Origin of the sequence: Ewingella sp. CoE-038-23, from assembly GCF_040419245.1 — a bacterium.
GTDB lineage: Bacteria > Pseudomonadota > Gammaproteobacteria > Enterobacterales > Enterobacteriaceae > Ewingella > Ewingella allii.
The window spans coordinates 3,147,362-3,173,683 of the sequence record NZ_JAZHOH010000001.1 but is presented as its reverse complement, the minus strand read 5'-3'; the positions used below and the strand labels follow the sequence as shown (position 1 = coordinate 3,173,683).

The following is a 26,322-nucleotide window of genomic DNA, read 5'->3' as shown; positions in this document are numbered from 1 at the left end:
TTAATTAAAGTTCAGCGGCCAGCATGTCTTCCAGCTTCTGCTGGTCAACGGCGAAAGTACGGATACCTTCGGACAGTTTTTCAACCGCCATTGGATCCTGATTGTGCAACCAGCGGAACTCGCTCTCAGTCAGTGGCTCAGGCTGAGGGGAACCTTTCGTTGAAGGTTCAAGTTTGCGTTCTACCGGCGCGGTGCTGGCTTTCAGCTCTTCTAACAAATTCGGGGAGATAGTCAGGCGGTCACAACCGGCCAGGGCCAGAATTTGTTCCACTTTGCGGAAGCTGGCCCCCATGATCACGGTCTGATATTTATGGGATTTGTAGTATTCGTAGATATCACGGACGGATTTCACACCCGGATCTTTTTCGACATCATAGGTCGCATTTGGCTCTTTGGCTTTATACCAATCATAGATACGGCCGACGAATGGGGAGATCAGGTATACGCCAGCTTCGGCACAAGCGCGGGCCTGAGCGAAGGAGAACAACAGAGTCAGGTTACAGTTGATACCTTCGCGTTCTAACTCTTCGGCGGCTTTGATGCCTTCCCAAGTTGACGCCAGCTTTATGAGAATGCGTGATTTATCAACGCCTTTCTCTTCATACATCGCAATCAGCTTACGCGCTTTGGCCAGACACTGTTCACGGTCGAAAGAGAGGCGAGCATCGACCTCTGTCGAAATGCGACCCGGTACGCTTTTCAGGATTTCTAACCCGATGTTAACGGCGAGCCTGTCGCTGGCATTGACGATTTGAGTCTCTTTGCTGCCACCTTTTTTGCGAGCGTAATCCAGCGCGTCTTTGATAAGCCCTTGATACTGCGGTAAATCGGCGGCTTTGAGGATTAAGGATGGGTTGGTGGTGGCATCCTGCGGTTCGAAATGACGGATAGATTCAATGTCGCCACTGTCGGCGACCACCGTGGTCAATTTTTTCAGTGCGTCTAACTGGTTCATCTCTACTCCTTTAAATGCTTTTCGTCTTGCAAGCATTGTTATCAAAAATCTTGCGCGCCGTTGCGCAACTCGTGGCGCAACTTTTTACGTGGGGCTCATACCCTGCATCAATTTGTTAACAATTTGAATGTGCTTTTTCTGATTGTTGTGATGGGCCAGAGCAATGGAAAACACAAAAGCTAACGCAAGGCTGAACGTTCAACCTGAGTTGCGCAAGGGGGAACTTTAAGCGTAGTTCATTTTTGCGAGATGTCTTCCGTGAACGAAAAGTAAGCGATGTAACGGCTCGATTTTGGTCGTGCTTCATAGTTTGTCGTGGCAAGTTACCTATACTAGATTTCGTGAAAGGCCGAACTCAAAGCCTTCCAGATCTCTACAGATGACCCTACAAAAACGACGAATAACTACCTCACCTACAACAAGAAAAGAGGCCCCGACGATGGATGAACAGCTGAAACAAAGTGCGCTCGATTTTCATGAGTTTCCTGTACCGGGAAAGATTCAGGTTTCTCCGACCAAACCCCTCGCCACTCAGCGTGATTTAGCGCTGGCTTACTCTCCGGGCGTGGCGGCTCCTTGCCTTGAAATTCAAAAAGACCCGCTGGCAGCCTACAAATATACTGCGAGAGGCAATTTGGTTGCCGTGATTTCAAACGGCACGGCGGTGCTTGGGTTGGGTAACATCGGGGCACTGGCGGGCAAACCGGTGATGGAAGGTAAAGGCGTATTGTTTAAGAAATTCGCCGGCATTGATGTGTTTGATATCGAAGTCGACGAGTTAGATCCGGACAAACTGATAGACGTGATCGCCGCCCTGGAGCCGACCTTTGGCGGCATCAATCTGGAAGATATCAAAGCGCCGGAATGCTTTTACATTGAGCAAAAGCTGCGTGAACGCATGAAAATTCCTGTGTTCCATGATGACCAGCACGGCACCGCCATTATCTGTACCGCCGCCGTGCTCAACGGTCTGCGAGTAGTGGGTAAAAACATTTCTGATGTCCGTCTGGTGGTATCAGGGGCCGGTGCCTCAGCTATTGCCTGCCTGAACCTGTTGGTCGCACTGGGCCTGAAGCGCCATAACATCACCGCCTGTGATTCGCGCGGGGTTATCTACAAAGGCCGCGAAGAGAACATGGCGGAAACCAAAGCCGCCTATGCGATAGATGACAACGGGCAGCGCACGCTGGCCGATGCTATCCCTAATGCAGACATTTTCCTCGGTTGTTCTGGCCCCGGCGTGTTGACGCAGGATATGGTCAAAACCATGAGTAAAGATCCGCTGATTTTAGCTTTGGCGAACCCCGAGCCGGAGATCCTGCCGCCGCTGGCCAAGGCCGTGCGCCCTGATGCCATTATCTGTACCGGTCGCTCTGATTTCCCTAATCAGGTCAATAACGTGCTGTGCTTCCCGTTTATCTTCCGTGGCGCGCTGGACGTCGGCGCAACCACCATAAATGAAGAGATGAAACTGGCCTGTGTCCATGCCATTGCCGATCTGGCGATGGCCGAGCAGAGCGACGTTGTGGCCTCGGCCTACGGCGAAGAAGAGCTCTCTTTTGGCCCGGATTACATCATTCCTAAGCCCTTCGATCCGCGCCTGATTGTCAAAATCGCTCCCGCTGTGGCGAAAGCGGCGATGGAGTCCGGCGTGGCGACCCGGCCGATTGAGGATTTCGACGCCTATGTCGAGAAACTCTCTGAGTTCGTCTACAAAACCAACCTGTTTATGAAGCCGATTTTCTCCCAAGCCAAAACCGACGCTAAACGCGTGGTGATGGCAGAGGGGGAGGAGGAGCGCGTGCTGCATGCGACTCAAGAACTGGTAACGCTGGGGCTGGCGAAACCCATTCTGGTTGGCCGGCCAAGCGTCATCGACATGCGGCTTAAAAAGCTCGGATTGCAAATTGAGGCAGGCAAGGATTTCGATGTCGTAAACAATGAGTCCGACCCGCGTTTCAACGAATACTGGAGCGAGTACTACCAGTTGATGAAGCGTCGCGGTGTGTCTCAGGAGCAGGCGCGTCGCGAAGTGATCGGCAATCCAACCCTGATCGCCGCTATCATGCTGCTGCGCGGCGAAGCCGACGCGATGATTTGCGGCACCATTGGCACCTATCACGAGCATTATGACGTGGTGGAGAAGGTATTTGGTTTCCGCGAAGGGGCGAGCGTAGCCGGGGCGATGAACGCGCTGCTGCTGCCGAGCGGCAACACCTTTATTGCCGACACCTATGTCAATGACGATCCAACCCCTGAGCAGCTTGCCGAAATCACCCTGATGGCGGCGGAAACCGTGCGGCGTTTTGGTATCGAACCTAAAGTTGCACTGCTTTCTCACTCAAGTTTCGGCACCTCGGATGGCGCGTCGGCGGTGAAGATGCGCAAAACGCTGGCGTTAATTAACCAGCGGGCGCCTGAGCTGGAAATTGATGGCGAAATGCATGGCGATGCTGCCTTGGTGGAGAGCATTCGTCAGGACATCATGCCGGACAGCCCGTTAAAAGGCGCGGCGAATATCCTCATTATGCCCAACATGGAAGCAGCGCGTATCAGCTATAACTTGCTGCGCGTCTCTAGCTCGGAAGGTGTAACCGTGGGGCCGGTGCTAATGGGTGTTTCTAAACCAGTGCATATTCTCACCCCAATTGCCTCGGTGCGGCGCATCGTCAATATGGTGGCTTTAGCCGTAGTGGAGGCACAAACCGAGCCGCTGTGATGGAGCTGGGTAAGCTGAAAAGAGATAAAAGAAGAGGGGAGACGAGGCGCTGAGTCAGCGCCTCTGTTTAACGCTTAGGTTGTGCCGACGCTTAAAACTCAACTTCACCAATGCGCTCAAGGGCATCGACAATCAAGTCCCAGAAACGCTGGTTGTCCAATTTAACCGCCACCTGTGTATGGCAGTCAGGTGGAGGAGGAGAGCGGAAGTCAGCCACGGTCATGCCCAGCGTGAGGGTGCCGGTAAGCTCGATATCAACCGGCGCTTTGCGCACCGTCATCACTTTCGGGTCGATGACATAAGCCACGGCGCATGGATCATGAACCGGCGGCGCGTCGAAACCCTGACGGTCTTTGTAACTCTGGCTGAAGAAATCGAGCAGTTCGGTCACGAATTTGGCCGGGCGAGTGCCTACGGCAGCAATGCGGTTGTAAACCTCCGGGGTTGCCAGTGCCTGATGGGTGAGGTCAAGCCCGACCATGGTCAGTGGCCACTTTTCGTTAAAAACGATATGCGCGGCTTCGGGGTCGATTTTGATATTAAACTCCGCCACCGCGCTCCAGTTACCCTCGTGGTAACCGCCGCCCATCAGCACCACTTCTTTAACGCGCTCAGCAATGCGCGGCTCTTTGCGCACGGCTAAGGCGATATTGGTTAATCCGCCTGTTGGTACCAAAGTAATGGTTTTTGGCGGATGGGACATGACAAGGTCGATGATCAGATCAATGGCGTGGATCGGCTCAATCTTAATGGCGGGTTCTGGCAGCACAGGGCCATCAAGTCCAGAGTCACCGTGGATTTCCTCTGCCACCTCAACCTGACGCACCAGTGGGCGAGTGGCCCCTGCGGCGAAGGGTACGCCGGTGATGTTCGCCACCCGAGCTACCGCCAACGCGTTACGAGTGACTTTCTCCAGCGTCTGGTTGCCGACAACGGTGGTGACGGCGAGCAGTTCAATCTCAGGGTTGCCGTGTGCTAAAAGCATGGCGATTGCATCGTCATGCCCCGGGTCGCAATCAAGAATGATTTTTTTAGCCATTATTATCTTCTCTTTGTAGGGGGACCTTCATACAGGTAAGTGGATAAAAATTAAGACATTGTTTTTATTATGGCCGGATTATTTTTTGGCTTGTTGCAGCCACTTATCCAGCTCATTGGCGAACTGTTGGCGGTCACGCTGGTTGAGTGCCGGTGGCCCGCCGGTCTGCACGCCGCTGGCGCGCATGGTGTCCATGAAATCGCGCATGTTCAAACGCTCTTTGATGGTTTCAGTGGTGTAGCGCTCGCCGCGCGGGTTAAGCGCCACGCCGCCTTTTTCGATTACTTCGGCAGCCAGCGGGATATCAGCCGTGATGACCAAATCCCCCGGCTCGGTGCGTTTGACGATTTCGTTATCCGCCACGTCGAAGCCCGCCTCAACGCGCAGGGTGCGGATAAACTTCGACGGCGGGGTGCGGATAATCTGGTTGGCGACCAGCGTCACCATCATGCCGGTACGTTCGGCGGCGCGAAACAGCACCTCTTTGATGACGTTCGGGCAGGCGTCGGCATCGACCCAAATTTGCATTAATTGGACTCCTTGTCGGCCAGCCAGTCGCGAACCGGCAGGAAGTCGCGGTACAGCGCGGCTTCCGGGCTGTCGGTTTCTGGCTGGAAGTTATATTCCCAACGCACCAGAGGGGGCATAGACATCAAGATAGATTCCGTTCTGCCGCCGGTTTGCAGGCCGAATAGCGTGCCGCGATCCCAAACCAGATTGAATTCGACGTAACGGCCACGGCGGTAGAGCTGGAACTGGCGCTCGCGCTCGCCCCACGCCATGGATTTGCGCTTCTCAACGATAGGCAGATAGGCCTCGTTAAAGCCATTCCCCACCGCCTGCATGAAGGCAAAGCAGTGGTTGAAATCAGGGGTGTTCAAGTCATCGAAGAACAGGCCGCCGATACCTCGGGCCTCCTTGCGGTGCTTGATAAAGAAGTAGTCGTCACACCACTTTTTATATTTCGGATAGACGTCGCCGCCGAAGGGCTGGCAAAGCTGCTGCGCGGTTAAATGCCAATGACGAGCATCTTCTTCAAAACCGTAGAAAGGCGTCAGGTCGAAGCCGCCGCCAAACCACCAAACCGGTGCTTCACCCGGCTTTTCCGCGATAAAGAAACGCACGTTGGCATGGCTGGTAGGAATGTAAGGGCTGAGTGGGTGGATCACTAAAGAGACGCCCATGGCCTGAAAGCTGCGCCCTGCTAACTCGGGTCGATGCGCCGTGGCTGAGGCCGGTAAGGTGGCGCCATGCACGTGGGAGAAGTTGACGCCCGCTTGTTCAAAAACCGCGCCTTGGGTTAATACGCGGCTGCGTCCGCCACCGCCTTCTTCGCGCACCCACTCATCTTCTGCAAACTGCGCCTTGCCATCGGCGGCGGCTAACTGTTGGCAGATAGTTTCCTGTAGGGAGAGCAGGAAGGCTTTTACTTGGGCGATGTCGGGGATCGGTTGACTCATGAGTTAACTCACAGACGTTGGCTTAAAAGACATTCAGCGCCCGAATAGGCGCTGAATCAAAAATGGGCCTCAGTATATACCCAAAATCGCCTGATATGCAGGAAGGCTGCAATAGGCAGAGCGCATTACTGGCGCGAAGCCTTAGCGCGGCTTGCGTTCAGTGGCGTCGAAATAGCTAAAGAAATTAACGATGCCCTGAGAAATCGCCTGAGCAATCTCTTTGCGGAAGGCCGTCGTGCTGAGCAACTGCTCTTCGTGGTGATTGGTGATAAACGAGGTTTCCACCAGAATCGACGGAATTGATGGCGACTTCAGTACCGCAAAGGCCGCCTGCTCGGTCTGCTGGCTGTGCAGATGGTGAATAGGGCGAATTCTCTCCAGCACGTGGTGGCCGAGGGTCAGGCTGTTTTTGATGGTGTCGGTCTGCACTAAGTCGAATAACACTTGTTGCAGATAGTTGGTGTCTTCCTTCGCCACTTTGGCACCGGCTACTAAGTCGGCGTCATTCTCTTTTTTCGACATATAGCGCGCCATCGCGCTGCTGGCACCGCGATTGGACAAGGCAAACACCGAGGCTCCCGAGGCGCTAGGGCTGGTGTAGCCATCGGCGTGAATCGACACAAACAGGTCGGCCTGATGCTGGTGGGCGATTTCAACGCGCTGATAAAGCGGAATAAAGTGGTCGGAATCGCGGGTAAGCTTCACCTCGATGTTGATATGGGAGCCAAGGATCTCGCGCACATAGTTGGCGATTTCCAGCACCACGTGTTTCTCTTCCGAGCCTTCATGGCCTACTGCGCCGGAGTCGATGCCGCCGTGGCCGGGATCAATCATCACCAGTTTTTTAGCATTCGCCGGTTTCGGGGCTGGTGCAGTTTTGGTGATATGCAGTTGTTGTTGCGCCGCAACGGCGGAGCGAGTGCCCAGTACGCCAAAAGCCAGCCCGAGGCCGGAGAGCAACAGTTGGCGGCGGGTTGCAGAAGCAGGTAAAGGTTGGAAATGGAGAAACTTATTTAAAGGGTTAAGCATGGCGCATACCGTCAACATCAAACAGAATGGTTATGTTATAGAGTATCCTTCCCGCGGGTTCGATCTGAGAACTATTACTTTTTATGAATTTTGTGTCGTAAATGAATAAATTAGAAGCGAATGTGAGTAACTGTCTATTTTGATATTGCGTATCAAGCAGATCACGCGATAATTAACCAATACCTATTAACTCTTTAACAAACAGCGGCGAACAGTGATGGACATTCGCATATACCGGCAAGATGATTTCGACGAAGTGCTGACCTTATGGGAGCGCTGCGATCTGCTGCGCCCGTGGAATGATCCTGAAATGGACATTGAGCGTAAACAGAACCACAGTCCTGAACTGTTTCTGGTCGCCGAAGTTGGCGGTGAAGTCGTGGGTTCCGTGATGGGCGGCTATGATGGTCATCGCGGGTCAGCATATTACCTTGGCGTGCATCCTGATTATCGCGGGCGAGGCATTGCTAATGCACTAATTAATCGTCTGGAAAAGAAGTTAATTGCCCGAGGCTGCCCGAAAATTAATTTAATGGTGCGTGCCGAAAATGACGCGGTAGTGAGCATGTATGAAAAGCTGGATTATGAAATTCAGGATGCGCTGACTCTCGGCAAACGGCTGATTGAAGACCAAGAAAATTAAAGCTCACTGCTTATTGAGCCGATAAAAAGCCCCGATGCACTGCTCGGGGCTTTTTTATTTACAGGCAATAACTGCTGACAAGGGGCGGAAACTTACTTGATGATTTTGATCGATTTCACATCAATCTCAACTGAGTTCCAGTCTTTATCGACTTCACCTTCGATCCGCACTTTATCTTTTGGCGACACGTTCTGTCCCTGCCAGCGGTCGTGGTCGATATCCACATTAATGGTGCCGCTGTTATCGCGGAAAATATATTTGTCGCTGCCAACGCGCTGATCGATATAGCCTTCCAGCTGAACCCATTGGTCATCGTTCATGGTTTGCGCATCTTTCACCGTGCTGAGCGCGGTGGTGTTTCCCGTAAAACCACCTTTATTGCTCGGCTGGGTTTGGGCCTGTGGCGCGTTCGGGTCTTGGAAGCCGCCAGTCTGCTGAGCCAACGCCGGAAGGGTGCAAAGTGCAATGAGGGTTGCCAGAGTGATCTTCTTCATCATAATAGGTCGTCCTTAATTAACTGGGTCTGGTGAGTGTAGCAATTCATCCTTTAATTGGATGTCTTGCCGCGTTGAGAAACATTAAAGCAGACTGTTCTTAACGGTTTCTTAAGCTGGGTTAGTTACTTTTCAGTCACGACAATTCGAAGGAAATATTTCTGAGGCTATGAACCCAGACGATTACAACAATCACGGCATGCTGCGTTTACCGCTGTGGTTTTGGACCATTTTGATTTTGCAGGCGCGCACGTGGTTGCTGTTTGTGATGGCAGGGGCGTCAAGCCAACAGGGCACGGATTTACTCAAGCTGTTCTATCCTGATACGCAAAGTTTTTGGCACGGAATGCTACTCGGCCTGCCTCCGGCGCTGGTCTTTATGTTAAGTGGGCGTCGCCATCTGTGGCCGCGATTGTGGCAAAGTGGCTACTGGCTGTTGCTGGCGGGAATGTTTATCACCTTTGTGCTGCAAGGGTTGGGGCTGTGGCAGGGGGCTGACACGCCGTCGCTGGTTGATTTGGCTCTCGCGCTGCTCGACGCCGCCGCGCTGGCCTATTGGCTATTGAGCCGCCGCCTGCGGGCCTGTTTTGACGCATCTCAGCAGGTAACATAAAGCTTGTTGCCTCGTGGCTGAACTTTTTGAGCCAATTAGCACTCGAACTGCCGCTGACCGATAAACTCCATTTTGTTATGAATGGGCTAGACGGAGTCCCGGCAGACTTAAATGGACATGAAAGGAGTGAACCGAATGACGACTATGTCGCACAGGGCAAAACAACAGCCAAGCGTGAAGCATCCGCTGAAGGCTCTCAGCCCACTTTTACTGGCATTACCCCTGTTATTAACAGGCTGTTCGACGGTTTCTAACATGTCCTGGTCGAGCATGAACCCGATGAACTGGTTTAGCAGCAGCCTGAAAGTCACCGATCAGGGCGTGGGCAAAGTCACCGCCAGCACTCCTCTGACCGAAGACGCGATTAAAGATGCCTTAGACGGCGACTATCGCCTGCGCAGCGGCATGTCGATGAATGACGGCAAAATGCTGGCGTTCTATCAGGCGATGGACGGCAAAGAGGTCAAAATTACCCTCAGCGGCGAGCCGAAGGGCCGCGTGCAGCGCATTGATGTCACTGACCCTAAAGTGGAAAGCGAGTGGGGCGTCAAAGTGGGAACGCCATTTAGCGACCTCTACACTAAAGCTTTCGAAAGTTGTGTGAAAGGCACCGGCGACGACGCGCAAAGCGTGGTGTGTAAAGCGCCGCAGAGCCAGCGCGTCAGCTACGTCTTTAGCGGCATATGGCACGGGCCGGAAGAGCTAATGCCGTCTGATGACGCGCTGAAAGACTGGAAAGTCAGCAAAATTGTTTGGCGAGCTAACTAAGCGCCATTCTCTCAACAAGTCTTTAAAACAAGCCTTTAAAATTAGTGCTGAAAAACTCTGCAATGCCTTGCGTCCGCGCAAGGCATTTTTATTGACTTCGGTTATGATAGCCGCCGTCAAATTTACGAGGATAAAAAACGTGACTCAGGTACAGAGTGGCATTCTGCTCGAACATTGCCGTTTCGGCATTTTCATTGAAGCGAAAGTTCAAGGCGAGCTGGATAGTCTGCGGCAGGGTTGCCGTGTGTTTGCTGCCGCATTAAGTGAAATGCAGCAGAAATTCCCCCAAGAAAAACTCGGCGCGGTGCTGGCTTTCGGCCATGACGTCTGGCGCGATCTTTCAGGCGGCCAGGGCGCTGATGAATTAAAACCTTTCGAGCCGCTAGGCAAAGGTCTGGCTCCTGCCACCCAGCGCGACGTGCTACTGCATATCCAATCTTTGCGCCATGACGTGAACTTCGCCGTGGCACAGGCGGCGCTGGCGGCCTTTGGCAAATCGATTCTGGTGGAAGAAGAGACTCACGGCTTCCGTGGTATCGAAGATCGCGATTTAAGCGGCTTTGTCGATGGCACCGAAAACCCGAAAGACGCAGCACGTGCGCAGGTCGCTATCATTCCAGAAGGGCATCAGGACGCGGGCGGCAGCTACGTGATGGTCCAGCGCTGGAAGCACAATTTAACCCAGTGGAATCGCTTCTCCGTCAGCCAGCAAGAAGAGGTCATCGGCCGCACTAAGCTGACCGACGAAGAGCTGGACTCAGAAACGCGCCCGGACACTTCGCACGTCAGCCGCGTGGATCTGAAAGAAGAGGGCAAAGGCCTGAAAATTCTGCGCCAGAGCCTGCCTTACGGCACCGCCAGCGGCGAACACGGCCTTTATTTCATCTCTTATTGCTCGCGCCTGTGGAACATTGAGAAGCAGCTATTGAGCATGTTTGGTGACTTAGACGGCAAGCGCGACGCCATGCTGCGCTTCACCCGCCCGGTGACCGGAAGCTACTATTTCGCGCCGTCCCTGACTCGCCTGCTGGCGCTCTAATTTTCCCCCTTGGCGCGCCTGTGTCGGGCGCGCCACGTCTCGCCTCACTACTGTTAATGCCCACCTAGGCCAGCCTTTTTCGGCTTATAGCTTTTCATGCTTGAAAATCACTAAACGGTATATAAAACCGTTACAGCCTGACCCTGAGTTATAAATACACTGTGGACTACTAAAGTGGCTGAGTTTTGCCATGTCGGATGTCCATACACTCAAGGCGGCGCATGAAAATGAACGGATTTAGACGCGGATTACTCAAGAGTTCTCTTGCCGCCATGCTGCTGGCCAGCGGCGCGGCCTCTGCCACGGAATTACTCAATAGCTCCTATGATGTGGCGCGCGAACTGTTCGCTGCGCTCAATCCGCCATTTCAAAAGCAGTGGGCAGAGCAAAACGGTGGCGACAAGCTGGAGATTAAACAGTCTCACGCTGGCTCCTCCAAGCAGGCTTTGGCCATTCTGCAAGGCCTGAAGGCCGATGTCGTCACTTACAATCAGGTGACTGACGTACAAATTCTGCATGACCGCGGTGACCTGATCCCCGCCAATTGGCAAAGCCGCTTGCCTAACAACAGTTCGCCGTTCTATTCGACCATGGCGTTCTTGGTGCGCAAGGGCAACCCGAAAAACATTCACAGCTGGGACGACTTAACCCGTGCCGACGTCAAACTGATCTTCCCGAATCCGAAAACGTCAGGCAACGGCCGCTATACCTATCTGGCGGCGTGGGGCGCGTTCAATCTGGAAGACGGTAAAAACCAGGAACAGACCCGCGCGAAAATGACCCAGTTCCTGAAAAACGTTCAGGTGTTTGATACCGGCGGCCGTGGCGCCACCACCACCTTCGTCGAGCGCGGGCTGGGCGATGTGCTGATCAGCTTCGAGTCCGAAGTGAACAATATTCGCAAGCAATACGGCGACGACAACTATGAAGTGATTGTCCCGCCGGTAGACATTCTGGCGGAGTTCCCGGTGGCATGGGTCGACAAAAACGTCGAGAAAAACGGCACTGAGAAAGCGGCCAAAGATTACCTGAATTACCTCTGGAGCCCGCAGGCGCAGAAAATCATCACCAGCTTCAACTACCGCGTATATGACAAAACGGCCATGGCGGCGGCGAAAGGGCAGTTCCCTGATACCAAGCTATTCAAAGTTGAAGATCAGTTCGGCAGCTGGCCGCAGGTGATGAAAACGCATTTCGATACCGGCGGCGAGCTGGATAAATTGTTAGAGCAGGGTCACAAGTAATGTTGTTGTCGAGCAAACGCGTACTTCCCGGATTCACCCTCAGCCTCGGCAGCAGCTTGCTGTTCGTGTGTCTGGTGCTGTTATTGCCGCTGAGCGCATTGGTGATGCAGTTGTCACAAATGACGCTGGCGCAGTATTGGTCGGTCATTACCAATGATCAGGTGATTGCGGCTTATAAAGTCACTCTGCTGTCGGCGGGCGTGGCCAGTATTTTTAACTGCTTCTTCGGCATGCTGATGGCGTGGATCCTCACGCGCTATGAGTTTCCGGGCAAGAGCTTGCTCGACGGCTTAATGGATTTGCCCTTTGCATTGCCGACGGCGGTGGCGGGCCTGACGCTGGCCGGGCTGTTTTCGGTCAACGGCTTTTATGGTCAGTGGCTGGCGCATTTTGATATCAAAGTGGCCTACACCTGGCTGGGTATTGCAGTCGCCATGGCCTTCACCAGCATTCCGTTTGTGGTGCGCACGGTGCAGCCGGTGCTGGAAGAGTTAGGGCCGGAGTATGAAGAAGCTGCCGAAACCTTGGGTGCTTCGCGCTGGCAGAGCTTCCGCCGCGTGGTGTTGCCAGAGGTGATGCCGTCGCTGATGGCGGGCACCGCGCTGTCATTCACCCGCAGCCTTGGCGAGTTCGGCGCGGTGATTTTCATCGCCGGTAACATCGCGTGGAAAACGGAAGTGACCTCGCTGATGATTTTCATTCGCTTGCAGGAGTTTGACTACCCGGCGGCCAGCGCGATTGCTTCGGTGATTTTGGCGGCGTCGCTGTTGTTGCTGTTTGCGATTAACACTTTACAAAGCCGTTATGGCCGTCGTCTTGGAGGTCATTAATGTCTGATATTCCGGCTTACTCAGGGGAAGTGCGTCGGCCAATCGACTGGACCAAATGGCTGTTGATTGGCACCGGCATGCTGATTTGCCTGCTGCTGCTGGTCATCCCGATGATCAGTATTTTCGTGCTGGCGTTTTCGGACGGCATTGCGGCGGTTTGGAAGAACCTGTCTGACTCCGACATGCTGCACTCTATCTGGCTGACGGTGTTAATGGCGCTGATCACCGTGCCGGTGAATCTGGTGTTCGGTACGCTGCTGGCGTGGCTGGTGGCGCGATTTAATTTCCCAGGGCGTCAGCTGTTGCTGACCCTGATCGACATTCCTTTTGCCGTGTCGCCGGTGGTCGCTGGCCTGCTGTATCTGCTGTTTTACGGCACCAATGGCCCGCTGGGGCCGTGGCTGGATGCCCATAATCTGCAATTTATGTTCGCCTGGCCGGGCATGGTGATGGTGACTATTTTCGTCACCTGTCCGTTTGTTATTCGCGAGCTGGTGCCGGTGATGCTCAGTCAGGGCAGCCATGAAGATGAAGCCGCCGTGCTGCTCGGCGCATCGGGTTGGCAGATGTTCCGCCGCGTGACCTTACCCAATATTCGCTGGGCGCTGCTGTACGGCGTGGTGTTGACCAACGCCCGCGCCATTGGTGAGTTCGGCGCCGTGTCGGTGGTTTCCGGTTCAATCCGCGGCGAAACCTACACGTTGCCATTACAAGTTGAATTACTGCATCAGGACTACAACACCGCTGGCGCGTTTACCGCCGCCGCGCTGTTGACCCTGATGGCGATAGTCACCCTATTTCTGAAAAGCGGCCTGCAATGGCGTTTGAAGCGTCACAACGACCGTCTTGAGCGGGAGGATAGCAATGAGCATTGAAATTAACGGTATCAACAAATACTTCGGCCGCACCAAGGTGCTGAACGATATCTCGCTCGATATTCCTTCCGGCCAAATGGTGGCGCTGCTCGGGCCGTCCGGCTCCGGCAAAACCACGCTGCTGCGCATTATCGCCGGTCTTGAAAACCAGAGCGCCGGTAAGCTGAGCTTCCACGGCAAAGACGTCAGTCAGGTTCACGCCCGCGACCGTCAGGTCGGTTTTGTATTCCAACATTACGCGCTGTTCCGCCACATGACGGTGTTCGATAACATCGCCTTTGGCCTGACCGTTCTGCCGCGCCGCGAGCGCCCGAATACGGAAGCGATTAAAAAGAAAGTCACTCAGCTGCTGGAAATGGTGCAGCTAAGCCACTTGGCGAATCGCTATCCGTCCCAGCTGTCCGGCGGGCAGAAGCAGCGCGTGGCGCTGGCCCGCGCTCTGGCGGTCGAGCCGCAAATCTTGCTGTTGGATGAGCCTTTCGGCGCGCTGGATGCTCAGGTACGTAAAGAGCTGCGCCGCTGGCTGCGTCAGCTGCACGAAGAGTTGAAATTCACCAGCGTGTTTGTCACCCACGACCAGGAAGAGGCAATGGAAGTCGCGGATCGCGTGGTGGTGATGAGCCAAGGCAATATCGAACAAGTGGGCACGCCGCCGGAAATCTGGCGTGACCCGGCAACGCGCTTCGTGCTGGAGTTTATGGGCGAAGTGAATAAAATCAGCGGCGACATTCGCGGCTCCCAGCTCTACGTCGGCCCATATCACTGGCCGCTGGAAAACCCGCCGTTGCATCAGGGCGCGGTTGATCTATTCCTGCGCCCGTGGGAAATGGAAATCACCGCGCAGCCAACCCAGCGCTGCCCGCTACCGGTGAAAGTGTTGGAAGTCAGCCCGCGAGGTCATTTCTGGCAGTTAATCGTCCATGCCGAAGGTTGGCACGACGAGCCACTGTCAGTGGTACTGTCTGATTTTGCAGGACAATCTACCCCGCAGCGCGGCGACAAGTTCTACGTAGGGGGCTTGAATGGCCGCCTGTACGCCGGGGACGAAGCACTGCAACCCGTTGCATTGGCGAAAAGTGCCTGATACTTTTTAGCCAATTCAGGTTAAATTTCTAAAAAAAGGGCGGTCTGCGAGCTGCCCTTTTTATCGTCTAATTCTTATTTATTCGTTTTTACATGGTGTTTATAACCCATAGCGATAAGGCAAGCACAGTGAGCACGCTCGAACAGTACATCGGCAATACGCCTCTGGTGAAATTACAGCGACTGACCCAGGATCTGGACAGTGAGATTTGGGTCAAACTGGAAGGCAATAACCCCGCTGGCTCGGTTAAAGATCGCGCCGCGCTTTTTATGATCGAGCAGGCTGAAAAGCGCGGGGAGATCCGCCCTGGCGATACGCTGATTGAAGCCACCAGTGGTAACACCGGTATCGCCCTGGCGATGATTGCCGCGCTCAAGGGTTATAAACTCAAGCTATTAATGCCGGAAAATATGAGCCTGGAGCGTCAGGCCTCTATGCGCGCCTATGGGGCAGAATTGCTGCTGATTAGCCGTGCGCAGGGGATGGAAGGCGCGCGAGACTTGGCGTTGGAGATGCAGAGACAGGGGCAGAGCAAGGTGCTGGATCAGTTTAATAATGCTGATAATCCGCTGGCACATTTCACGACCACCGGCCCGGAAATTTGGCAGCAAACGGCGGGACGCATAACCCATTTTGTTTCCAGTATGGGCACCACCGGCACCATTACCGGCGTCAGCCGCTTCCTGCGCACTCAGAGCAGTGAGGTGAAAATCATTGGTTTGCAGCCCGAAGAGGGCAGCAGCATTCCGGGCATTCGCCGCTGGCCGCAGGCTTATATGCCGGGTATCTTCAAGGCAGAACTGGTGGATGAAACCATCGACATGGCGCAGCAAGAGGCTGAAGACACCATGCGCGAGCTGGCTCGCCAAGAGGGGATTTTCTGCGGCGTTAGCTCCGGCGGCGCGGTAGCTGGCGCTCTGCGCGTTGCTCGTGCCAACCCCGGCAGCCTGGTGGTGGCGATCATTTGCGACCGTGGCGATCGCTATCTTTCGACCGGGGTGTTCGATCTCTAAGCCCAAATTTGACTTACAAGTGTAAAATTAGAGTAAAAGCGGCTGCGCGTGGTCGGGTTAGGGATAAAAATAACCAGAACTCAGTTAGGTGGAAATGATGATGAAAATTTTATTGGTCGATGACGATCTCGAACTGGGTACCATGCTCAGCGAATATTTGATTGCTGAAGGTTTCAACGCATCGCTGGTGCTGACCGGCAAGGCGGGCATTGACGGCGCGATGTCCGGCGATTATTCCGCGATGATCCTCGATATTATGCTGCCTGATATGAGCGGCATCGACGTGCTGCGCCAAGTGCGTAAAAACAGCCGTCTGCCGATCATCATGCTGACCGCCAAAGGCGACAACATCGATCGCGTTATCGGGCTGGAGATGGGCGCTGACGACTATATGCCGAAGCCCTGCTATCCGCGCGAGCTGGTGGCGCGCCTGCGTGCCGTGCTGCGTCGTGTTGAAGAGCAGCAGGAAGCCCCTTCTGACTCGTCCGTCATCCATTATGGTGACCTGACATTGAATCCCGCGACGCGCAGCAGCCAGTGGCGTGGTGCGCTGTTTGACTTGACCGCCTCTGAATTCAATCTGCTGGAGCTGTTGCTGCGCGCGCCAGAGCGCGTGGTGTCCAAGGATGAGCTGTCCGAGAAAGGCTTGGGGCGTCCGCGCGAGGCCTACGACCGCAGCATTGATGTGCATATCAGCAACATTCGCCAGAAACTGGCGTCCCTTGCTGGCGGTGATATCCTGACTATTGAGACGGTAAGAAGTATTGGCTATCGCATCAGGTAAACGCCTTCGCGGAAGGCTATTTTGGAAAATCCTGTTTGGATTTTGGTTCACCTTCATCGCCATCACTCAGGTTCTCTGGGTGACTTTTGCTTTCTATAACCACCACGAGCCGCCGGAAAGCGGCATCGCGCGACGGTTTGTGAAGCTGCAAATCACCTCAGCCGTCTCCACATTGCGCTCAGGCGGCATGCCCGCCCTCGACGCCATGATGGCCGACTGGCCGGATGATGACCGCCAGTTCTTCTCCGTCACCCCCTCGATGGTGCCCGCCGAAGGCGAAACGCTGCAGTCGCTGGCGCCGGGTAACGCGCCGAAAGAGATTGTCGAGTTCGTGCAGGGGCCGAAAGGGCAGGGCTATCGGCTGCGTTATAACGTTGAAGGGCTGATGAGCGAATACCGGCCGAAGCATCGCGAGCATATGCTACACATCCCGACGCCGCTGCTATGGATAGGCGGCCTCGGCGGCCTGCTGTTCAGCGCGGTGCTGGCGTGGAACCTAACTCGGCCAATGCTGCAAATGCGTCAGGCCTTTGGCCGCGTGGCTCAGGGGGACCTGTCGGTGCGCCTGTTTGCCAAAATGGGCAAACGCCACGACGAGCTGTCCGACGTGGCGCGGGACTTCGACTCCATGGCCGAACGCCTACAGGTGCTGGTTAAAGCGCGCGAGGAGCTGCTCCACGACGTTTCCCATGAACTACGCTCACCCTTGGCCCGATTACAGCTAGCGATTGGCCTGGCGCGGCAGAACCCCCTTAACGTCGAAACCTCATTACAGCGTATCGAACATGAGGCGGGGCGGCTGGATAAGATGATTGGCGAACTGCTGGCGCTCTCACGAACTGAAAACGACCAGATGCCGCACGAAGAGTATTTTGATCTGTATGGGCTGGTGGAGGCGGTGGTCAACGATGCGCGCTACGAAGCACAGCTTCCCGGCGTAGAGATTGAGCTGAGGCCAGACACTCCTGATCAGAATGACTACACGGTGAAGGGCAATGCCGAGCTGATGCGACGGGCAATTGATAACGTGGTGCGCAACGCGCTGCGTTTCTCCGCCCGCGAGCAAAAAGTGGTGGTGTCGCTGATTCAGTCGGAAGGTTGGTTGACGATTGAAGTGGAAGATCAGGGGCCGGGCGTCGAGGAAGACAAGCTCTCTAGCATCTTCGACCCCTTTGTCCGTGTGATGTCGCCGCTATCGGGCAAAGGCTACGGGCTTGGCTTAGCTATTACGCGCAAAGTGATGGTGGCGCACGATGGCAAAGTCGAGGCGCGCAACGCCACGCCGCACGGCCTGATCATCAGCCTGCAAGTGCCGCACTGGAAGATTTAAACCGGCAGGCAATCTAGCCAATCAGCACGTTTTCAAGAATACCAGGCAATAAAAAAGGCGCTTAGATTAAGCGCCTTTTCACATCATTGAGAGACTTACTTTTTGATACGGATGATTGGCGTTTCGCCAACGGTCACAGTACCAGTCAGTTTAATCAGCTCTTTGATCTCATCCATGTTAGAGATAACAACCGGAGTCAGGGTAGACTTGGCTTTCTCTTCCAGCAGAGGCAGATCAAACTCGATAATCAAATCACCTTTCTTAACGCGTTGACCTTCTTCAGCGATGCGTTTGAAGCCTTCGCCTTTCAGTTCAACGGTATCAATACCGAAGTGGACAAACAGCTCAATGCCGCTGTCGGATTCGATAGAGAAAGCATGGTTAGTTTCGAAGATTTTACCGATAGTACCGTCAACCGGTGCAACCATTTTGTTGCCAGCTGGTTTGATGGCAATACCGTCGCCGACGATTTTCTCAGCGAAAACAACGTCTGGCACATCTTCAATGTTGACAATTTCACCAGAGATCGGCGCTACGATTTCAATAGTGCCAACTTCTTTTTTATCATCAGAAACTAGTGATTTCAGTTTATCGAACAAACCCATGATCTTCTCCTAAGCATTAATTTGGGCAGCTTTCCAGCATCGCGCAATTAGCAGAGTGTTTTTTCTTCAATGAACTTGTTAACCAGGTTCATTAACTCTTGCGCCGTAGGTTGGGCCAGGGCCTGGTCTGCCAGCGCTTTCACATCTTCGAAGTTCGTATTACGAATAATTTTCTTGATGCGCGGGATAGAGATAGCACTCATGCTGAACTCATCTAAACCCATGCCCAATAGAAGAAGTGTAGCACGTTCGTCACCTGCTAGCTCGCCACACATGCCTGTCCATTTGCCAGCAGCATGAGATGCGTCAATGACTTGCTTAATTAAAGCCAGTACAGAAGGTGACATTGGGTTGTAAAGATGAGAAATCAGCTCATTACCGCGATCTACTGCCAGAGTATACTGGGTAAGATCGTTAGTACCAATACTGAAGAAATCGACTTCTTTTGCCAGATGATGAGCAATCACTGCCGCCGCTGGTGTTTCCACCATCACGCCAACTTCAATGCTTTCATCAAAGGCTTTGCCTTCTTCGCGCAGTTGCGCTTTCAGCAAGTCCAGCTCTGCTTTCAGTTCACGCACTTCCTCAACGGAAATGATCATTGGGAACATGATACGCAGTTTACCGAACGCGGAAGCACGCAGAATGGCACGCAGCTGGTCGTGAAGAATTTCTTTACGGTCCAAACAGATGCGGATTGCGCGCCAGCCCAGGAATGGGTTCTCTTCTTTCGGCAAGTTCATGTATGGCAGGTCTTTGTCACCGCCAATGTCCATGGTACGCACGATAACTGCCTGTGAGCCCATCGCTTCAGCAACTGCTTTATATGCCTGGAATTGCTCTTCTTCGGTAGGCAGGCTTTCACGGTCCATGAACAGGAATTCGGTACGATACAGGCCAACACCTTCAGCGCCATTGCGCTCTGCACCGGCGACGTCGCGCACGGTACCGATATTGGCACAAACTTCCACCTGATGACCGTCCAGCGTAATTGCCGGCAAGTCTTTCAGCTTGGTCAGTTCGTCTTTTTCTGAGATGTACTGGTTCTGAACGGCTTTCAGCTCGTCAATAATATCTGCCGTCGGGTTGACGTAGATTTTATTGTTTACGGCATCAAGGATCAGATAGTCATCATTTTTCACCTGCTTGGTCACATCGCTGGTGCCGACGATTGCCGGTAATTCCAGAGAACGCGCCATGATGGAGGTGTGGGAAGTACGGCCGCCCAGATCAGTGATGAAGCCCAGCACCTTGTTCAGGTTCAGCTGTGCAGTCTCTGATGGCGTCAGATCGGTCGCGACCAGAATAACTTCATCCTGAATGGAGCTCAGATCGACAATCGCCAGTCCCAAAATGTTGCGCAGAAGGCGTTTACCGATGTCACGCACGTCAGCCGCGCGCTCTTTCAGGTATTCATCATCCAGCTCTTCCAAAGCCTTGGCTTGCCCTTCAATAACAGAAAAGGCAGCGGCGTCAGCGGAAGCGTGCTCATCTTTGATAAGGGCTATGATTTCCTGCTCAAGCTCTTCGTCTTCCAACAACATAATGTGGCCTTCGAAGATGGCTTCTTTCTCTTCACCGAAGGTCTCGCCTGCTTTGGTCTTGATCGTCTCTAACTGTGCTGAAGCTTTAGCACGGCCTGACAGGAAACGTTTTACTTCCTGATCAACTTCTTCAGGAGAGATTTTTTTCCGGTTGATGACAATCTCATCTTCTTTCAACAGAAGCGCTTTGCCGAAAGCGATACCGGGAGATACTAAAATGCCTGAAATCATAACCCTACCTTTCTCTTGACTGGTTTAAACTATTAAGACCGGGCTTGTTACTCGAGCTCTGCCATCAGTTTTACCAAGTGTTCAACGGCTTTCTGCTCGTCTTCACCTTCTGCAGAGAGGGTTACCACTGTGCCCTGAGTCAGACCCAGAGTTTGCAGTTTGAAAAGGCTCTTTGCGCTAGCGCTTTTACCGTTAGAAGTCACGGTGATGTCAGCAGTAAAACCTTTAGCTTCTTTCACGAACTGTGCGGCAGGGCGGGTGTGCAGACCGTTAGGTGCGGTAATAGTAACTTCTTGCTGGAACATTGTTGTTTCCCCAACTTATTAAAGTAATGTTGTGGAGCTAAAGTCTAGCTCAATAGGCCGACTTTAGCCTGATAAGATTCGCGCCTGACTATGGTTCAGGGGCAAGGTGTGATGCAACAGGAAAAGGCGAAAATAAGCACATTGTGACAAAAAGAATGTCGGGCGCTTCCCAATTCCTAGCAACTTCCCATTATGCCGTGTTTCACCATCTTGTAACAAATCAGTAAATCGATTCAGCAGCAGACATTCAGGAAGCTGATTAATTTCGCGCATCGAAATAATTGAAGGGTTAAATACTAAACCTTGCCGATAAAATCAATCATAGACTGCTATAAACTTTGATGTAGGCCACAAAAAAGCACCCATTTGGGTGCTTTTTTAATCGATTTAAATAATGTGGCATTATTGTTGCAATTCTTTTTCCGTAAACAAATCTGCAAACAATGCGGTACTCAAATAGCGCTCGCCGGAAGATGGCAGGATGACGACGATAGTCTTATCGGCGAACTCTGGCTCTTCAGAAAGTTTCACCGCTGCGGCGACGGCCGCGCCGGAGGAGATACCCGCCAGAATACCTTCTTCTTCCATCAAACGACGCGCCATGCTGATGGATTCGTCATTGGTGATCAGAGACACGCGGTCGATTAGGTCTAAATCAAGGTTGCCCGGAATGAACCCTGCGCCAATGCCCTGAATCTTGTGTGGGCCGGGCTTCACTTCTTCGCCATTCAGCGTCTGAGTGATGACAGGAGAGTCGGTTGGCTCAACGGCAATCAGTTTTACGCTGCTTTTCTTGCCTTTCAGATAGCGACCTACGCCGGTGATAGTACCGCCGGTACCCACGCCTGCGATGAACACGTCAACCGCGCCGTCGGTATCTTCCCAAATCTCAGGGCCGGTAGTTTGTTCGTGAATTGCCGGGTTAGCCGGGTTGCTGAACTGCTGCAGAATCAAGTAGCGGTTTGGATCGCTGGCCTGAATCTCTTCAGCTTTAGCAATCGCACCTTTCATACCCTTAGCGCCTTCGGTCAGCACCAGATTGGCCCCCAGCGCCTTAAGCAGCTTACGGCGCTCAACGCTCATGGTTTCAGGCATGGTCAGGGTTAATTTATAGCCACGAGCAGCCGCAACGTAAGCCAGCGCGATGCCGGTGTTGCCGCTGGTGGGTTCTACCAGCTCGATATCTTTGTTCAGAATGCCGCGTTTTTCAGCATCCCAAATCATGTTCGCGCCGATACGACATTTGACGCTGAAGCTCGGGTTACGTGACTCGACCTTAGCCAGAATACGCCCATTGCCAATACGGTTCAGGCGAACCAGCGGCGTGTGGCCGATTGTTAATGAATTGTCTTCATAGATCTTGCTCATAACCCGTCCTTTAACTGGTTGGAATTCCGCAGTGTGTGGTTTCAACACTATGAAAATAGTGGGAATCACGAAAGCATACGCGATCGGTTTTCCCAGTGAAGTAAGGAATTGGTATATCTATATGTTATTAAGAAATATGTTTCCGACACAAGGATCAAGATGAAAAAACGGCCACTGGGTTGCAGTGGCCGTTGAGAAAATGGGGGCTTAGCGGCGGCGAGTTTGACTTATGTCCTGCCCGTCGACCACGTGTAGATCGCGGTAGCGATCGACCCACATTGCCGTTGCGCCACAAACGGCGACCGGCAGGATGACCAGATTCAGCACCGGGATCATGGTGAACAGGCTGACCAGCGCGCCGAACTGTAAATTGTCGACTTTATGGCGACCGAGCGAGCGACGCATATCAAGGAAGCTGACTTTGTGGTTATCGAAAGGGTAGTCGCAATATTGAATAGAGAGCATCCACGCGCTGAACAGGAACCACAGCACGGGCGCGAAGGTTTGACCGATGCCGGGAATAAAATAGAGCACCAGCAGCACAATGGCGCGCGGGATGTAATAAGCCAATTTCTGCCATTCGCGCTTCATGATGCGCGGCAGATCTTTCATTATTCCCCAAATACCGGTGTCGGGCTGGACCTTACCCGTCAGTCGGGCTTCAAGCTGTTCCGCCAGCAGGCCGCTGAACGGCGCGGCTATCAGGTTAGCGATGGTACTAAATAAGTAGCTGAACACCAGCAGCACGGAGAGCACGGCTATCGGCCAAAGCAGGTAATCCAGCCAGCTCAGCCAGGCTGGTATCTTGCTCATCATGGCCGGGATCCAGTCACCCAATTTGGCGAATAACCACCAAAATGCGCCACCCATCAGAATAATGTTCACCAACAGTGGCAAAACCACAAAGCGACGAATACCAGGCAAGGAAATCAGTGACCACCCCTTGCTGAAATAGTGAACTCCGTTTACCGCGTTAGCGCCTTGCGAAGATGTCATAAAAGAAATTTTCTCTCTGAGTTGAAGGACGTGAACTATCATATCGATATGATTTTCCACTGGCTAGCAGCGTATTGGCTGAAAAAGCGACAAAAAAAGGTGCCCTAATCATGTTTATTACTAGAAAGTAGTGTCCAGACTTGCACTTATCAACTCAGGCAAATAGAGTTAGAAATGTGAATGTTTGCCGTGGTGGCAATGAATTAGAACAACCTAGAGATAGCAATGATGCAGGATTTGCGTCTGATATTAATCGTTGTTGGCGCGATCGCCATAATAGCGTTGTTATTGCACGGTTTGTGGACCAGCCGTAAAGAACGCTCTTCGCTTTTTCGCGATCGTCCAACTAAACGTGTGAAAAAAGAACGAGAGCAATCTCCGGCCGACGATTTCGTCGACGGGGTGGGTGAAGTGCGCGTGCGTCCATCCTATCCTCAGGATGAACCTTCTTTTGGCGAGTATGATGAACCTGAGCAAGTTGCTCCTGTTCGCACTCAGCCACAGCGCCCACCGCAGGCTCCTCCCGTCCAACAGCCTACTGCGCCGCGTCAGCCGGCTCCTCAGCCCGTTGCGGCTCAGGATGATCCGTTGTTGAGTGGTTACTCAGCGGCTGATCCTGCTGATGCTCCGCGTCGTGAAACCAGTTTTGCGCCGCAGCATGCCGCTCCTCAGCGTGAGGCTGCACCTCAGCCAGCGCGCGAAATCGAGAAGCCACAGGCCCCGGTTCCACCGGAAGAGATCCATCCTGATGCTGCACCAGCGGCCAAAGCTGAGCCGCACAATGATTCACCTTTCTCTTTGGCAGAAGAAGCGCCGGTGAAAGAGAAGCTGAAAGAGACCGTTCTGGTGCTGCATGTTGCCGCACATCAGGGTGGCGTAATTGGCGGTGAAGTGTTGCTCAATAGCGTATTGCAGGCTGGCTTCCAGTTTGGCGCGATGAACATTTTCCACCGCCATGTTAGCCCGGCGGGCAGTGGCCCCGTGCTGTTTAGTTTGGCGAATATGGTGAAACCTGGCTCCTTTGACCCAGATACCATGTCCGACTTCTCAACTCCTGGGATCACGCTGTTCATGATGGTGCCTTGCTATGGCGATGCGCATCAGAACTTCAAACTGTTGTTACAGTCGGCTCAGCGTATTGCTGACGACGTGGGTGGCATGGTTCTCGATGATGAGCGACGCATGATCACACCACAAAAACTGGAAACCTATAAAGCGCGTATTCGCGAGGTTCTTGACGCGACGGCCAAATAAAGCGCCGGGCGTATCCAGATATTCAGTCCTTCCAATGACCCCCGCTTGTCGGGGGTTTTTTATCTTCATGGTGACTCATGGCCACAATCGAAAATCAAATCAATCAATTACGCACCCAGTTACGCCATCATGAATACCAGTATCACGTGCTGGACGCCCCTGAAATACCCGATGCCGAATATGACCGCCTGATGCGCGAACTGCGCGCATTAGAAGAGGCCAATCCGCAGCTGATCACCGCCGATTCCCCGACTCAGCGCGTCGGCGCGGCACCCATTTCAGCTTTCGAGCAGGTCAAGCATCAGGTGCCGATGCTGTCGCTGGATAACGTGTTTGATGAAGAGAGCTATCTGGCTTTCTATAAACGCGTTCAGGACCGTCTGAAAACCACCGAGCCGTTGACCTTCTGCTGCGAGCTAAAGCTCGATGGTCTGGCGGTCAGCCTGCTGTATGAAAACGGTGAGCTAGTGCAGGCCGCCACCCGCGGCGACGGCACCACCGGCGAGAACATTACCGCCAACGTGCGCACCATCCGCGCCATTCCTCTGCGCTTGCAGGGAGAGAATATCCCCGCCCGGCTCGAAGTGCGAGGCGAAGTCTTTATGCCCCAGCCCGGTTTTGAAGCCTTAAATGAAGAGGCGCGCCGGACAGGCGGGAAAGTGTTCGCTAACCCGCGTAACGCCGCCGCTGGTTCTTTGCGCCAGCTTGATCCGCGCATCACGGCAAAGCGCCCGCTGACCTTCTTCTGCTACGGCGTGGGCCTGCTGGAAGGCGGCGAGCTGCCGCGCAGCCATATCGCCCGATTGCAGCAGTTCAAAGCCTGGGGCCTGCCGGTTAGCGATCGCACCCAGCTGTGTACCGGTCGAGATGAGGTTCTGGCCTTCTATCGCCAAGTAGAGGCAGACCGCGCTACGCTCGGTTTTGATATCGACGGCGTGGTGGTCAAGATTGATTCCTTAGATATCCAAGAGACTCTGGGCTTTGTGGCGCGCGCGCCGCGCTGGGCCACCGCTTTTAAATTCCCGGCCCAAGAGCAGATCACTTTGGTGAAGGATGTTGAGTTTCAAGTCGGGCGCACCGGGGCGATTACCCCCGTTGCGCGCCTTGAGCCGGTTCAGGTTGCTGGGGTGATGGTGAGTAACGCCACGCTGCACAATGCGGATGAAATCGAGCGTCTGGGCCTGCGCATTGGCGACACGGTGATCATTCGCCGCGCCGGTGACGTTATCCCGCAGGTCGTCGGCGTGGTGCTGGCCGAGCGCCCTGAAAACGCCCGCGAAGTGGTCTTCCCAACCCACTGCCCGGTGTGTAATTCCGACGTCGAACGCGTGGAAGGCGAGGCCGTGGCGCGCTGTACCGGCGGACTGATTTGCGGGGCGCAGCGTAAAGAAGCCTTGAAGCATTTCGTCTCGCGCCGCGCCTTGGACGTCGACGGCATGGGCGACAAGATAATCGACCAACTGGTGGAAAAAGAGTATGTCAAAAACCCGGCAGACCTGTTCCGCCTGAGCGCGGGCAAGCTCACCGGTTTGGACCGAATGGGGCCGAAATCAGCGCAAAACGTGGTGAACGCGCTGGAAAAAGCCAAAGAAACTACGCTGGCTCGCTTCCTCTATGCGCTGGGTATTCGCGAGGTGGGCGAGGCGACGGCGGCGAATCTGGCGGCGCACTATGGCTCTATCGAGGCACTGCGCGCGGCCGACGTGGAATCGCTGAAAGGCGTGCAGGACGTCGGCGACGTGGTGGCCAAGCACGTGGTCAACTTCCTCTCCGAAGAGCACAACCAGCAGGTGATTGAGGAGCTACTCAGCCCGGAAATCAACATTCACTGGCCTGCTCCGGTAGTGGTGATTGCCGAAGAGATTGATAGCCCGTTCGCCGGGAAAACCGTGGTGCTGACCGGCTCGCTGTCGATTCTCTCCCGAGACGAAGCCAAAGATCGCCTCACCGCGCTGGGCGCTAAAGTGTCTGGCAGCGTGTCGAAGAAGACCGATTTAGTGATTGCGGGCGAAGCGGCTGGCTCGAAACTAGCCAAGGCGCAGGAGCTGGGCATCGAGGTTATCGACGAAGCGGAAATGATCCGCCTGCTGGGTGATTAAT

26 protein-coding genes are annotated in these 26,322 nt (G+C 53.9%); 15 read left to right on the top strand and 11 right to left on the bottom strand.

Going from position 1 to position 26,322, the window contains the following annotated elements; all coding sequences use genetic code 11:
- Positions 1-4 precede the first annotated feature (4 nt).
- Entirely contained in the window at positions 5-955 is a 951-nt protein-coding gene (tal, locus tag V2154_RS15045) for a transaldolase (protein WP_353502884.1), read from the bottom strand.
- Positions 956-1,394: 439 nt separating this feature from the next.
- On the opposite strand from tal, the gene maeB reads away from it, so the two are divergent.
- Positions 1,395-3,674 carry an NADP-dependent oxaloacetate-decarboxylating malate dehydrogenase gene (gene maeB / locus V2154_RS15040; protein WP_353502883.1) on the top strand — a complete coding sequence of 760 codons (2,280 nt, stop codon included), beginning with the start codon at positions 1,395-1,397 and terminating at the stop codon, positions 3,672-3,674.
- A gap of 91 nt (positions 3,675-3,765) precedes the next feature.
- Here maeB and uriH read toward each other — a convergent pair whose 3' ends face one another.
- The 4 genes from uriH to amiA all read right to left on the bottom strand — a co-directional run bounded on the left by uriH (position 3,766) and on the right by amiA (position 7,202).
- Positions 3,766-4,713, bottom strand: a complete 948-nt coding sequence (uriH, locus tag V2154_RS15035) for a uridine-preferring nucleoside hydrolase UriH (RefSeq protein ID WP_353502882.1) — start codon at positions 4,711-4,713, stop codon at positions 3,766-3,768.
- Between the two features lie 78 nt (positions 4,714-4,791).
- Entirely contained in the window at positions 4,792-5,241 is a 450-nt protein-coding gene (locus V2154_RS15030) for a YaiI/YqxD family protein (RefSeq protein ID WP_034792058.1), read from the bottom strand.
- Positions 5,241-6,173: an oxygen-dependent coproporphyrinogen oxidase gene (gene hemF, locus V2154_RS15025; protein ID WP_353502881.1), complete on the bottom strand. Its 933-nt coding sequence runs from the start codon at positions 6,171-6,173 to the stop codon at positions 5,241-5,243. The genes V2154_RS15030 and hemF overlap by 1 nt, the downstream gene beginning before the upstream one ends.
- Before the next feature lie 141 nt (positions 6,174-6,314).
- A complete protein-coding gene (gene amiA / locus V2154_RS15020; protein WP_353502880.1) occupies positions 6,315-7,202 on the bottom strand; it encodes an N-acetylmuramoyl-L-alanine amidase AmiA in 888 nt (295 codons plus the stop codon).
- A gap of 217 nt (positions 7,203-7,419) precedes the next feature.
- Here amiA and V2154_RS15015 point away from each other — a divergent pair, with 217 nt between their 5' ends.
- Entirely contained in the window at positions 7,420-7,845 is a 426-nt protein-coding gene (locus tag V2154_RS15015; RefSeq protein WP_353502879.1) for a GNAT family acetyltransferase, read from the top strand.
- A 92-nt stretch (positions 7,846-7,937) separates the two neighbouring features.
- Here the strand turns inward: V2154_RS15015 and V2154_RS15010 are convergent, their stop codons facing one another.
- Complete coding sequence (locus V2154_RS15010) at positions 7,938-8,339, bottom strand: YgiW/YdeI family stress tolerance OB fold protein (RefSeq protein WP_353504006.1); 402 nt, start codon at positions 8,337-8,339, stop codon at positions 7,938-7,940.
- A gap of 169 nt (positions 8,340-8,508) precedes the next feature.
- Here V2154_RS15010 and V2154_RS15005 point away from each other — a divergent pair, with 169 nt between their 5' ends.
- The 11 genes from V2154_RS15005 to V2154_RS14955 all read left to right on the top strand — a co-directional run bounded on the left by V2154_RS15005 (position 8,509) and on the right by V2154_RS14955 (position 17,919).
- Entirely contained in the window at positions 8,509-8,952 is a 444-nt protein-coding gene (locus tag V2154_RS15005) for a DUF2919 domain-containing protein (RefSeq protein ID WP_353502878.1), read from the top strand.
- A 26-nt stretch (positions 8,953-8,978) separates the two neighbouring features.
- Positions 8,979-9,206 (top strand): hypothetical protein, encoded by a 228-nt coding sequence (locus tag V2154_RS15000; RefSeq protein ID WP_353504054.1) that lies wholly within the window; start codon positions 8,979-8,981, stop codon positions 9,204-9,206.
- The gene (locus V2154_RS14995) at positions 9,097-9,720 is read left to right on the top strand and encodes an RpoE-regulated lipoprotein (protein WP_353504005.1); all 624 of its coding nucleotides are present in this window, start codon (positions 9,097-9,099) and stop codon (positions 9,718-9,720) included. Before V2154_RS15000 ends, V2154_RS14995 begins: the two co-directional genes overlap by 110 nt.
- A gap of 139 nt (positions 9,721-9,859) precedes the next feature.
- On the top strand, positions 9,860-10,759 hold the full coding sequence (locus V2154_RS14990) for a Dyp-type peroxidase (RefSeq protein ID WP_353502877.1): 900 nt from the start codon (positions 9,860-9,862) through the stop codon (positions 10,757-10,759).
- Between the two features lie 227 nt (positions 10,760-10,986).
- On the top strand, positions 10,987-12,003 hold the full coding sequence (locus V2154_RS14985) for a sulfate ABC transporter substrate-binding protein (RefSeq protein ID WP_353502876.1): 1,017 nt from the start codon (positions 10,987-10,989) through the stop codon (positions 12,001-12,003).
- Positions 12,003-12,833, top strand: a complete 831-nt coding sequence (gene cysT, locus V2154_RS14980) for a sulfate/thiosulfate ABC transporter permease CysT (protein ID WP_034792042.1) — start codon at positions 12,003-12,005, stop codon at positions 12,831-12,833. Before V2154_RS14985 ends, cysT begins: the two co-directional genes overlap by 1 nt.
- The gene (gene cysW, locus V2154_RS14975; RefSeq protein WP_353502875.1) at positions 12,833-13,708 is read left to right on the top strand and encodes a sulfate/thiosulfate ABC transporter permease CysW; all 876 of its coding nucleotides are present in this window, start codon (positions 12,833-12,835) and stop codon (positions 13,706-13,708) included. Before cysT ends, cysW begins: the two co-directional genes overlap by 1 nt.
- On the top strand, positions 13,698-14,792 hold the full coding sequence (gene cysA / locus V2154_RS14970) for a sulfate/thiosulfate ABC transporter ATP-binding protein CysA (RefSeq protein WP_034792038.1): 1,095 nt from the start codon (positions 13,698-13,700) through the stop codon (positions 14,790-14,792). The genes cysW and cysA overlap by 11 nt, the downstream gene beginning before the upstream one ends.
- A 128-nt stretch (positions 14,793-14,920) precedes the next feature.
- On the top strand, positions 14,921-15,805 hold the full coding sequence (gene cysM, locus V2154_RS14965; protein ID WP_353502874.1) for a cysteine synthase CysM: 885 nt from the start codon (positions 14,921-14,923) through the stop codon (positions 15,803-15,805).
- Positions 15,806-15,905: 100 nt separating this feature from the next.
- A complete protein-coding gene (locus V2154_RS14960) occupies positions 15,906-16,589 on the top strand; it encodes a response regulator transcription factor (protein ID WP_353504004.1) in 684 nt (227 codons plus the stop codon).
- On the top strand, positions 16,570-17,919 hold the full coding sequence (locus tag V2154_RS14955) for a HAMP domain-containing sensor histidine kinase (protein ID WP_353502873.1): 1,350 nt from the start codon (positions 16,570-16,572) through the stop codon (positions 17,917-17,919). The genes V2154_RS14960 and V2154_RS14955 overlap by 20 nt, the downstream gene beginning before the upstream one ends.
- Before the next feature lie 95 nt (positions 17,920-18,014).
- Here the strand turns inward: V2154_RS14955 and crr are convergent, their stop codons facing one another.
- The 5 genes from crr to cysZ form a co-directional block, all read right to left on the bottom strand.
- Positions 18,015-18,524 (bottom strand): PTS glucose transporter subunit IIA, encoded by a 510-nt coding sequence (gene crr, locus V2154_RS14950; protein WP_353502872.1) that lies wholly within the window; start codon positions 18,522-18,524, stop codon positions 18,015-18,017.
- 47 nt (positions 18,525-18,571) lie between these two features.
- Entirely contained in the window at positions 18,572-20,299 is a 1,728-nt protein-coding gene (gene ptsI, locus V2154_RS14945) for a phosphoenolpyruvate-protein phosphotransferase PtsI (protein WP_353502871.1), read from the bottom strand.
- Positions 20,300-20,346: 47 nt separating this feature from the next.
- Positions 20,347-20,604, bottom strand: coding sequence for a phosphocarrier protein Hpr (ptsH, locus tag V2154_RS14940; RefSeq protein WP_353502870.1), 258 nt, complete (start codon positions 20,602-20,604; stop codon positions 20,347-20,349).
- Between the two features lie 402 nt (positions 20,605-21,006).
- The gene (gene cysK / locus V2154_RS14935; RefSeq protein ID WP_353502869.1) at positions 21,007-21,972 is read right to left on the bottom strand and encodes a cysteine synthase A; all 966 of its coding nucleotides are present in this window, start codon (positions 21,970-21,972) and stop codon (positions 21,007-21,009) included.
- Positions 21,973-22,179: 207 nt separating this feature from the next.
- On the bottom strand, positions 22,180-22,968 hold the full coding sequence (cysZ, locus tag V2154_RS14930; RefSeq protein ID WP_353502868.1) for a sulfate transporter CysZ: 789 nt from the start codon (positions 22,966-22,968) through the stop codon (positions 22,180-22,182).
- A 225-nt stretch (positions 22,969-23,193) separates the two neighbouring features.
- On the opposite strand from cysZ, the gene zipA reads away from it, so the two are divergent.
- On the top strand, positions 23,194-24,222 hold the full coding sequence (zipA, locus tag V2154_RS14925) for a cell division protein ZipA (protein WP_353502867.1): 1,029 nt from the start codon (positions 23,194-23,196) through the stop codon (positions 24,220-24,222).
- 77 nt (positions 24,223-24,299) lie between these two features.
- On the top strand, positions 24,300-26,321 hold the full coding sequence (ligA, locus tag V2154_RS14920; RefSeq protein ID WP_353502866.1) for an NAD-dependent DNA ligase LigA: 2,022 nt from the start codon (positions 24,300-24,302) through the stop codon (positions 26,319-26,321).
- Position 26,322 lies beyond the last annotated feature (1 nt).

Excerpts from the sequence above, each read along its gene's own strand:
- ptsH (WP_353502870.1), bottom strand. The coding sequence starts at position 20,604 with ATGTTCCAGCAAGAAGTTACTATTACCGCACCTAACGGTCTGCACACC.
- V2154_RS14995 (WP_353504005.1), top strand. The coding sequence starts at position 9,097 with ATGTCGCACAGGGCAAAACAACAGCCAAGCGTGAAGCATCCGCTGAAG.
- cysZ (WP_353502868.1), bottom strand. The coding sequence starts at position 22,968 with ATGACATCTTCGCAAGGCGCTAACGCGGTAAACGGAGTTCACTATTTC.
- cysW (WP_353502875.1), top strand. The coding sequence starts at position 12,833 with ATGTCTGATATTCCGGCTTACTCAGGGGAAGTGCGTCGGCCAATCGAC.
- ligA (WP_353502866.1), top strand. The coding sequence starts at position 24,300 with ATGGCCACAATCGAAAATCAAATCAATCAATTACGCACCCAGTTACGC.
- V2154_RS15005 (WP_353502878.1), top strand. The coding sequence starts at position 8,509 with ATGAACCCAGACGATTACAACAATCACGGCATGCTGCGTTTACCGCTG.
- uriH (WP_353502882.1), bottom strand. The coding sequence starts at position 4,713 with ATGGCTAAAAAAATCATTCTTGATTGCGACCCGGGGCATGACGATGCA.
- V2154_RS15030 (WP_034792058.1), bottom strand. The coding sequence starts at position 5,241 with ATGCAAATTTGGGTCGATGCCGACGCCTGCCCGAACGTCATCAAAGAG.
- V2154_RS15010 (WP_353504006.1), bottom strand. The coding sequence starts at position 8,339 with ATGAAGAAGATCACTCTGGCAACCCTCATTGCACTTTGCACCCTTCCG.
- V2154_RS15015 (WP_353502879.1), top strand. The coding sequence starts at position 7,420 with ATGGACATTCGCATATACCGGCAAGATGATTTCGACGAAGTGCTGACC.
- V2154_RS14960 (WP_353504004.1), top strand. The coding sequence starts at position 15,906 with ATGAAAATTTTATTGGTCGATGACGATCTCGAACTGGGTACCATGCTC.
- V2154_RS14985 (WP_353502876.1), top strand. The coding sequence starts at position 10,987 with ATGAACGGATTTAGACGCGGATTACTCAAGAGTTCTCTTGCCGCCATG.
- amiA (WP_353502880.1), bottom strand. The coding sequence starts at position 7,202 with ATGCTTAACCCTTTAAATAAGTTTCTCCATTTCCAACCTTTACCTGCT.
- hemF (WP_353502881.1), bottom strand. The coding sequence starts at position 6,173 with ATGAGTCAACCGATCCCCGACATCGCCCAAGTAAAAGCCTTCCTGCTC.
- maeB (WP_353502883.1), top strand. The coding sequence starts at position 1,395 with ATGGATGAACAGCTGAAACAAAGTGCGCTCGATTTTCATGAGTTTCCT.
- ptsI (WP_353502871.1), bottom strand. The coding sequence starts at position 20,299 with ATGATTTCAGGCATTTTAGTATCTCCCGGTATCGCTTTCGGCAAAGCG.
- crr (WP_353502872.1), bottom strand. The coding sequence starts at position 18,524 with ATGGGTTTGTTCGATAAACTGAAATCACTAGTTTCTGATGATAAAAAA.
- cysK (WP_353502869.1), bottom strand. The coding sequence starts at position 21,972 with ATGAGCAAGATCTATGAAGACAATTCATTAACAATCGGCCACACGCCG.
- zipA (WP_353502867.1), top strand. The coding sequence starts at position 23,194 with ATGATGCAGGATTTGCGTCTGATATTAATCGTTGTTGGCGCGATCGCC.
- cysA (WP_034792038.1), top strand. The coding sequence starts at position 13,698 with ATGAGCATTGAAATTAACGGTATCAACAAATACTTCGGCCGCACCAAG.
- cysT (WP_034792042.1), top strand. The coding sequence starts at position 12,003 with ATGTTGTTGTCGAGCAAACGCGTACTTCCCGGATTCACCCTCAGCCTC.
- tal (WP_353502884.1), bottom strand. The coding sequence starts at position 955 with ATGAACCAGTTAGACGCACTGAAAAAATTGACCACGGTGGTCGCCGAC.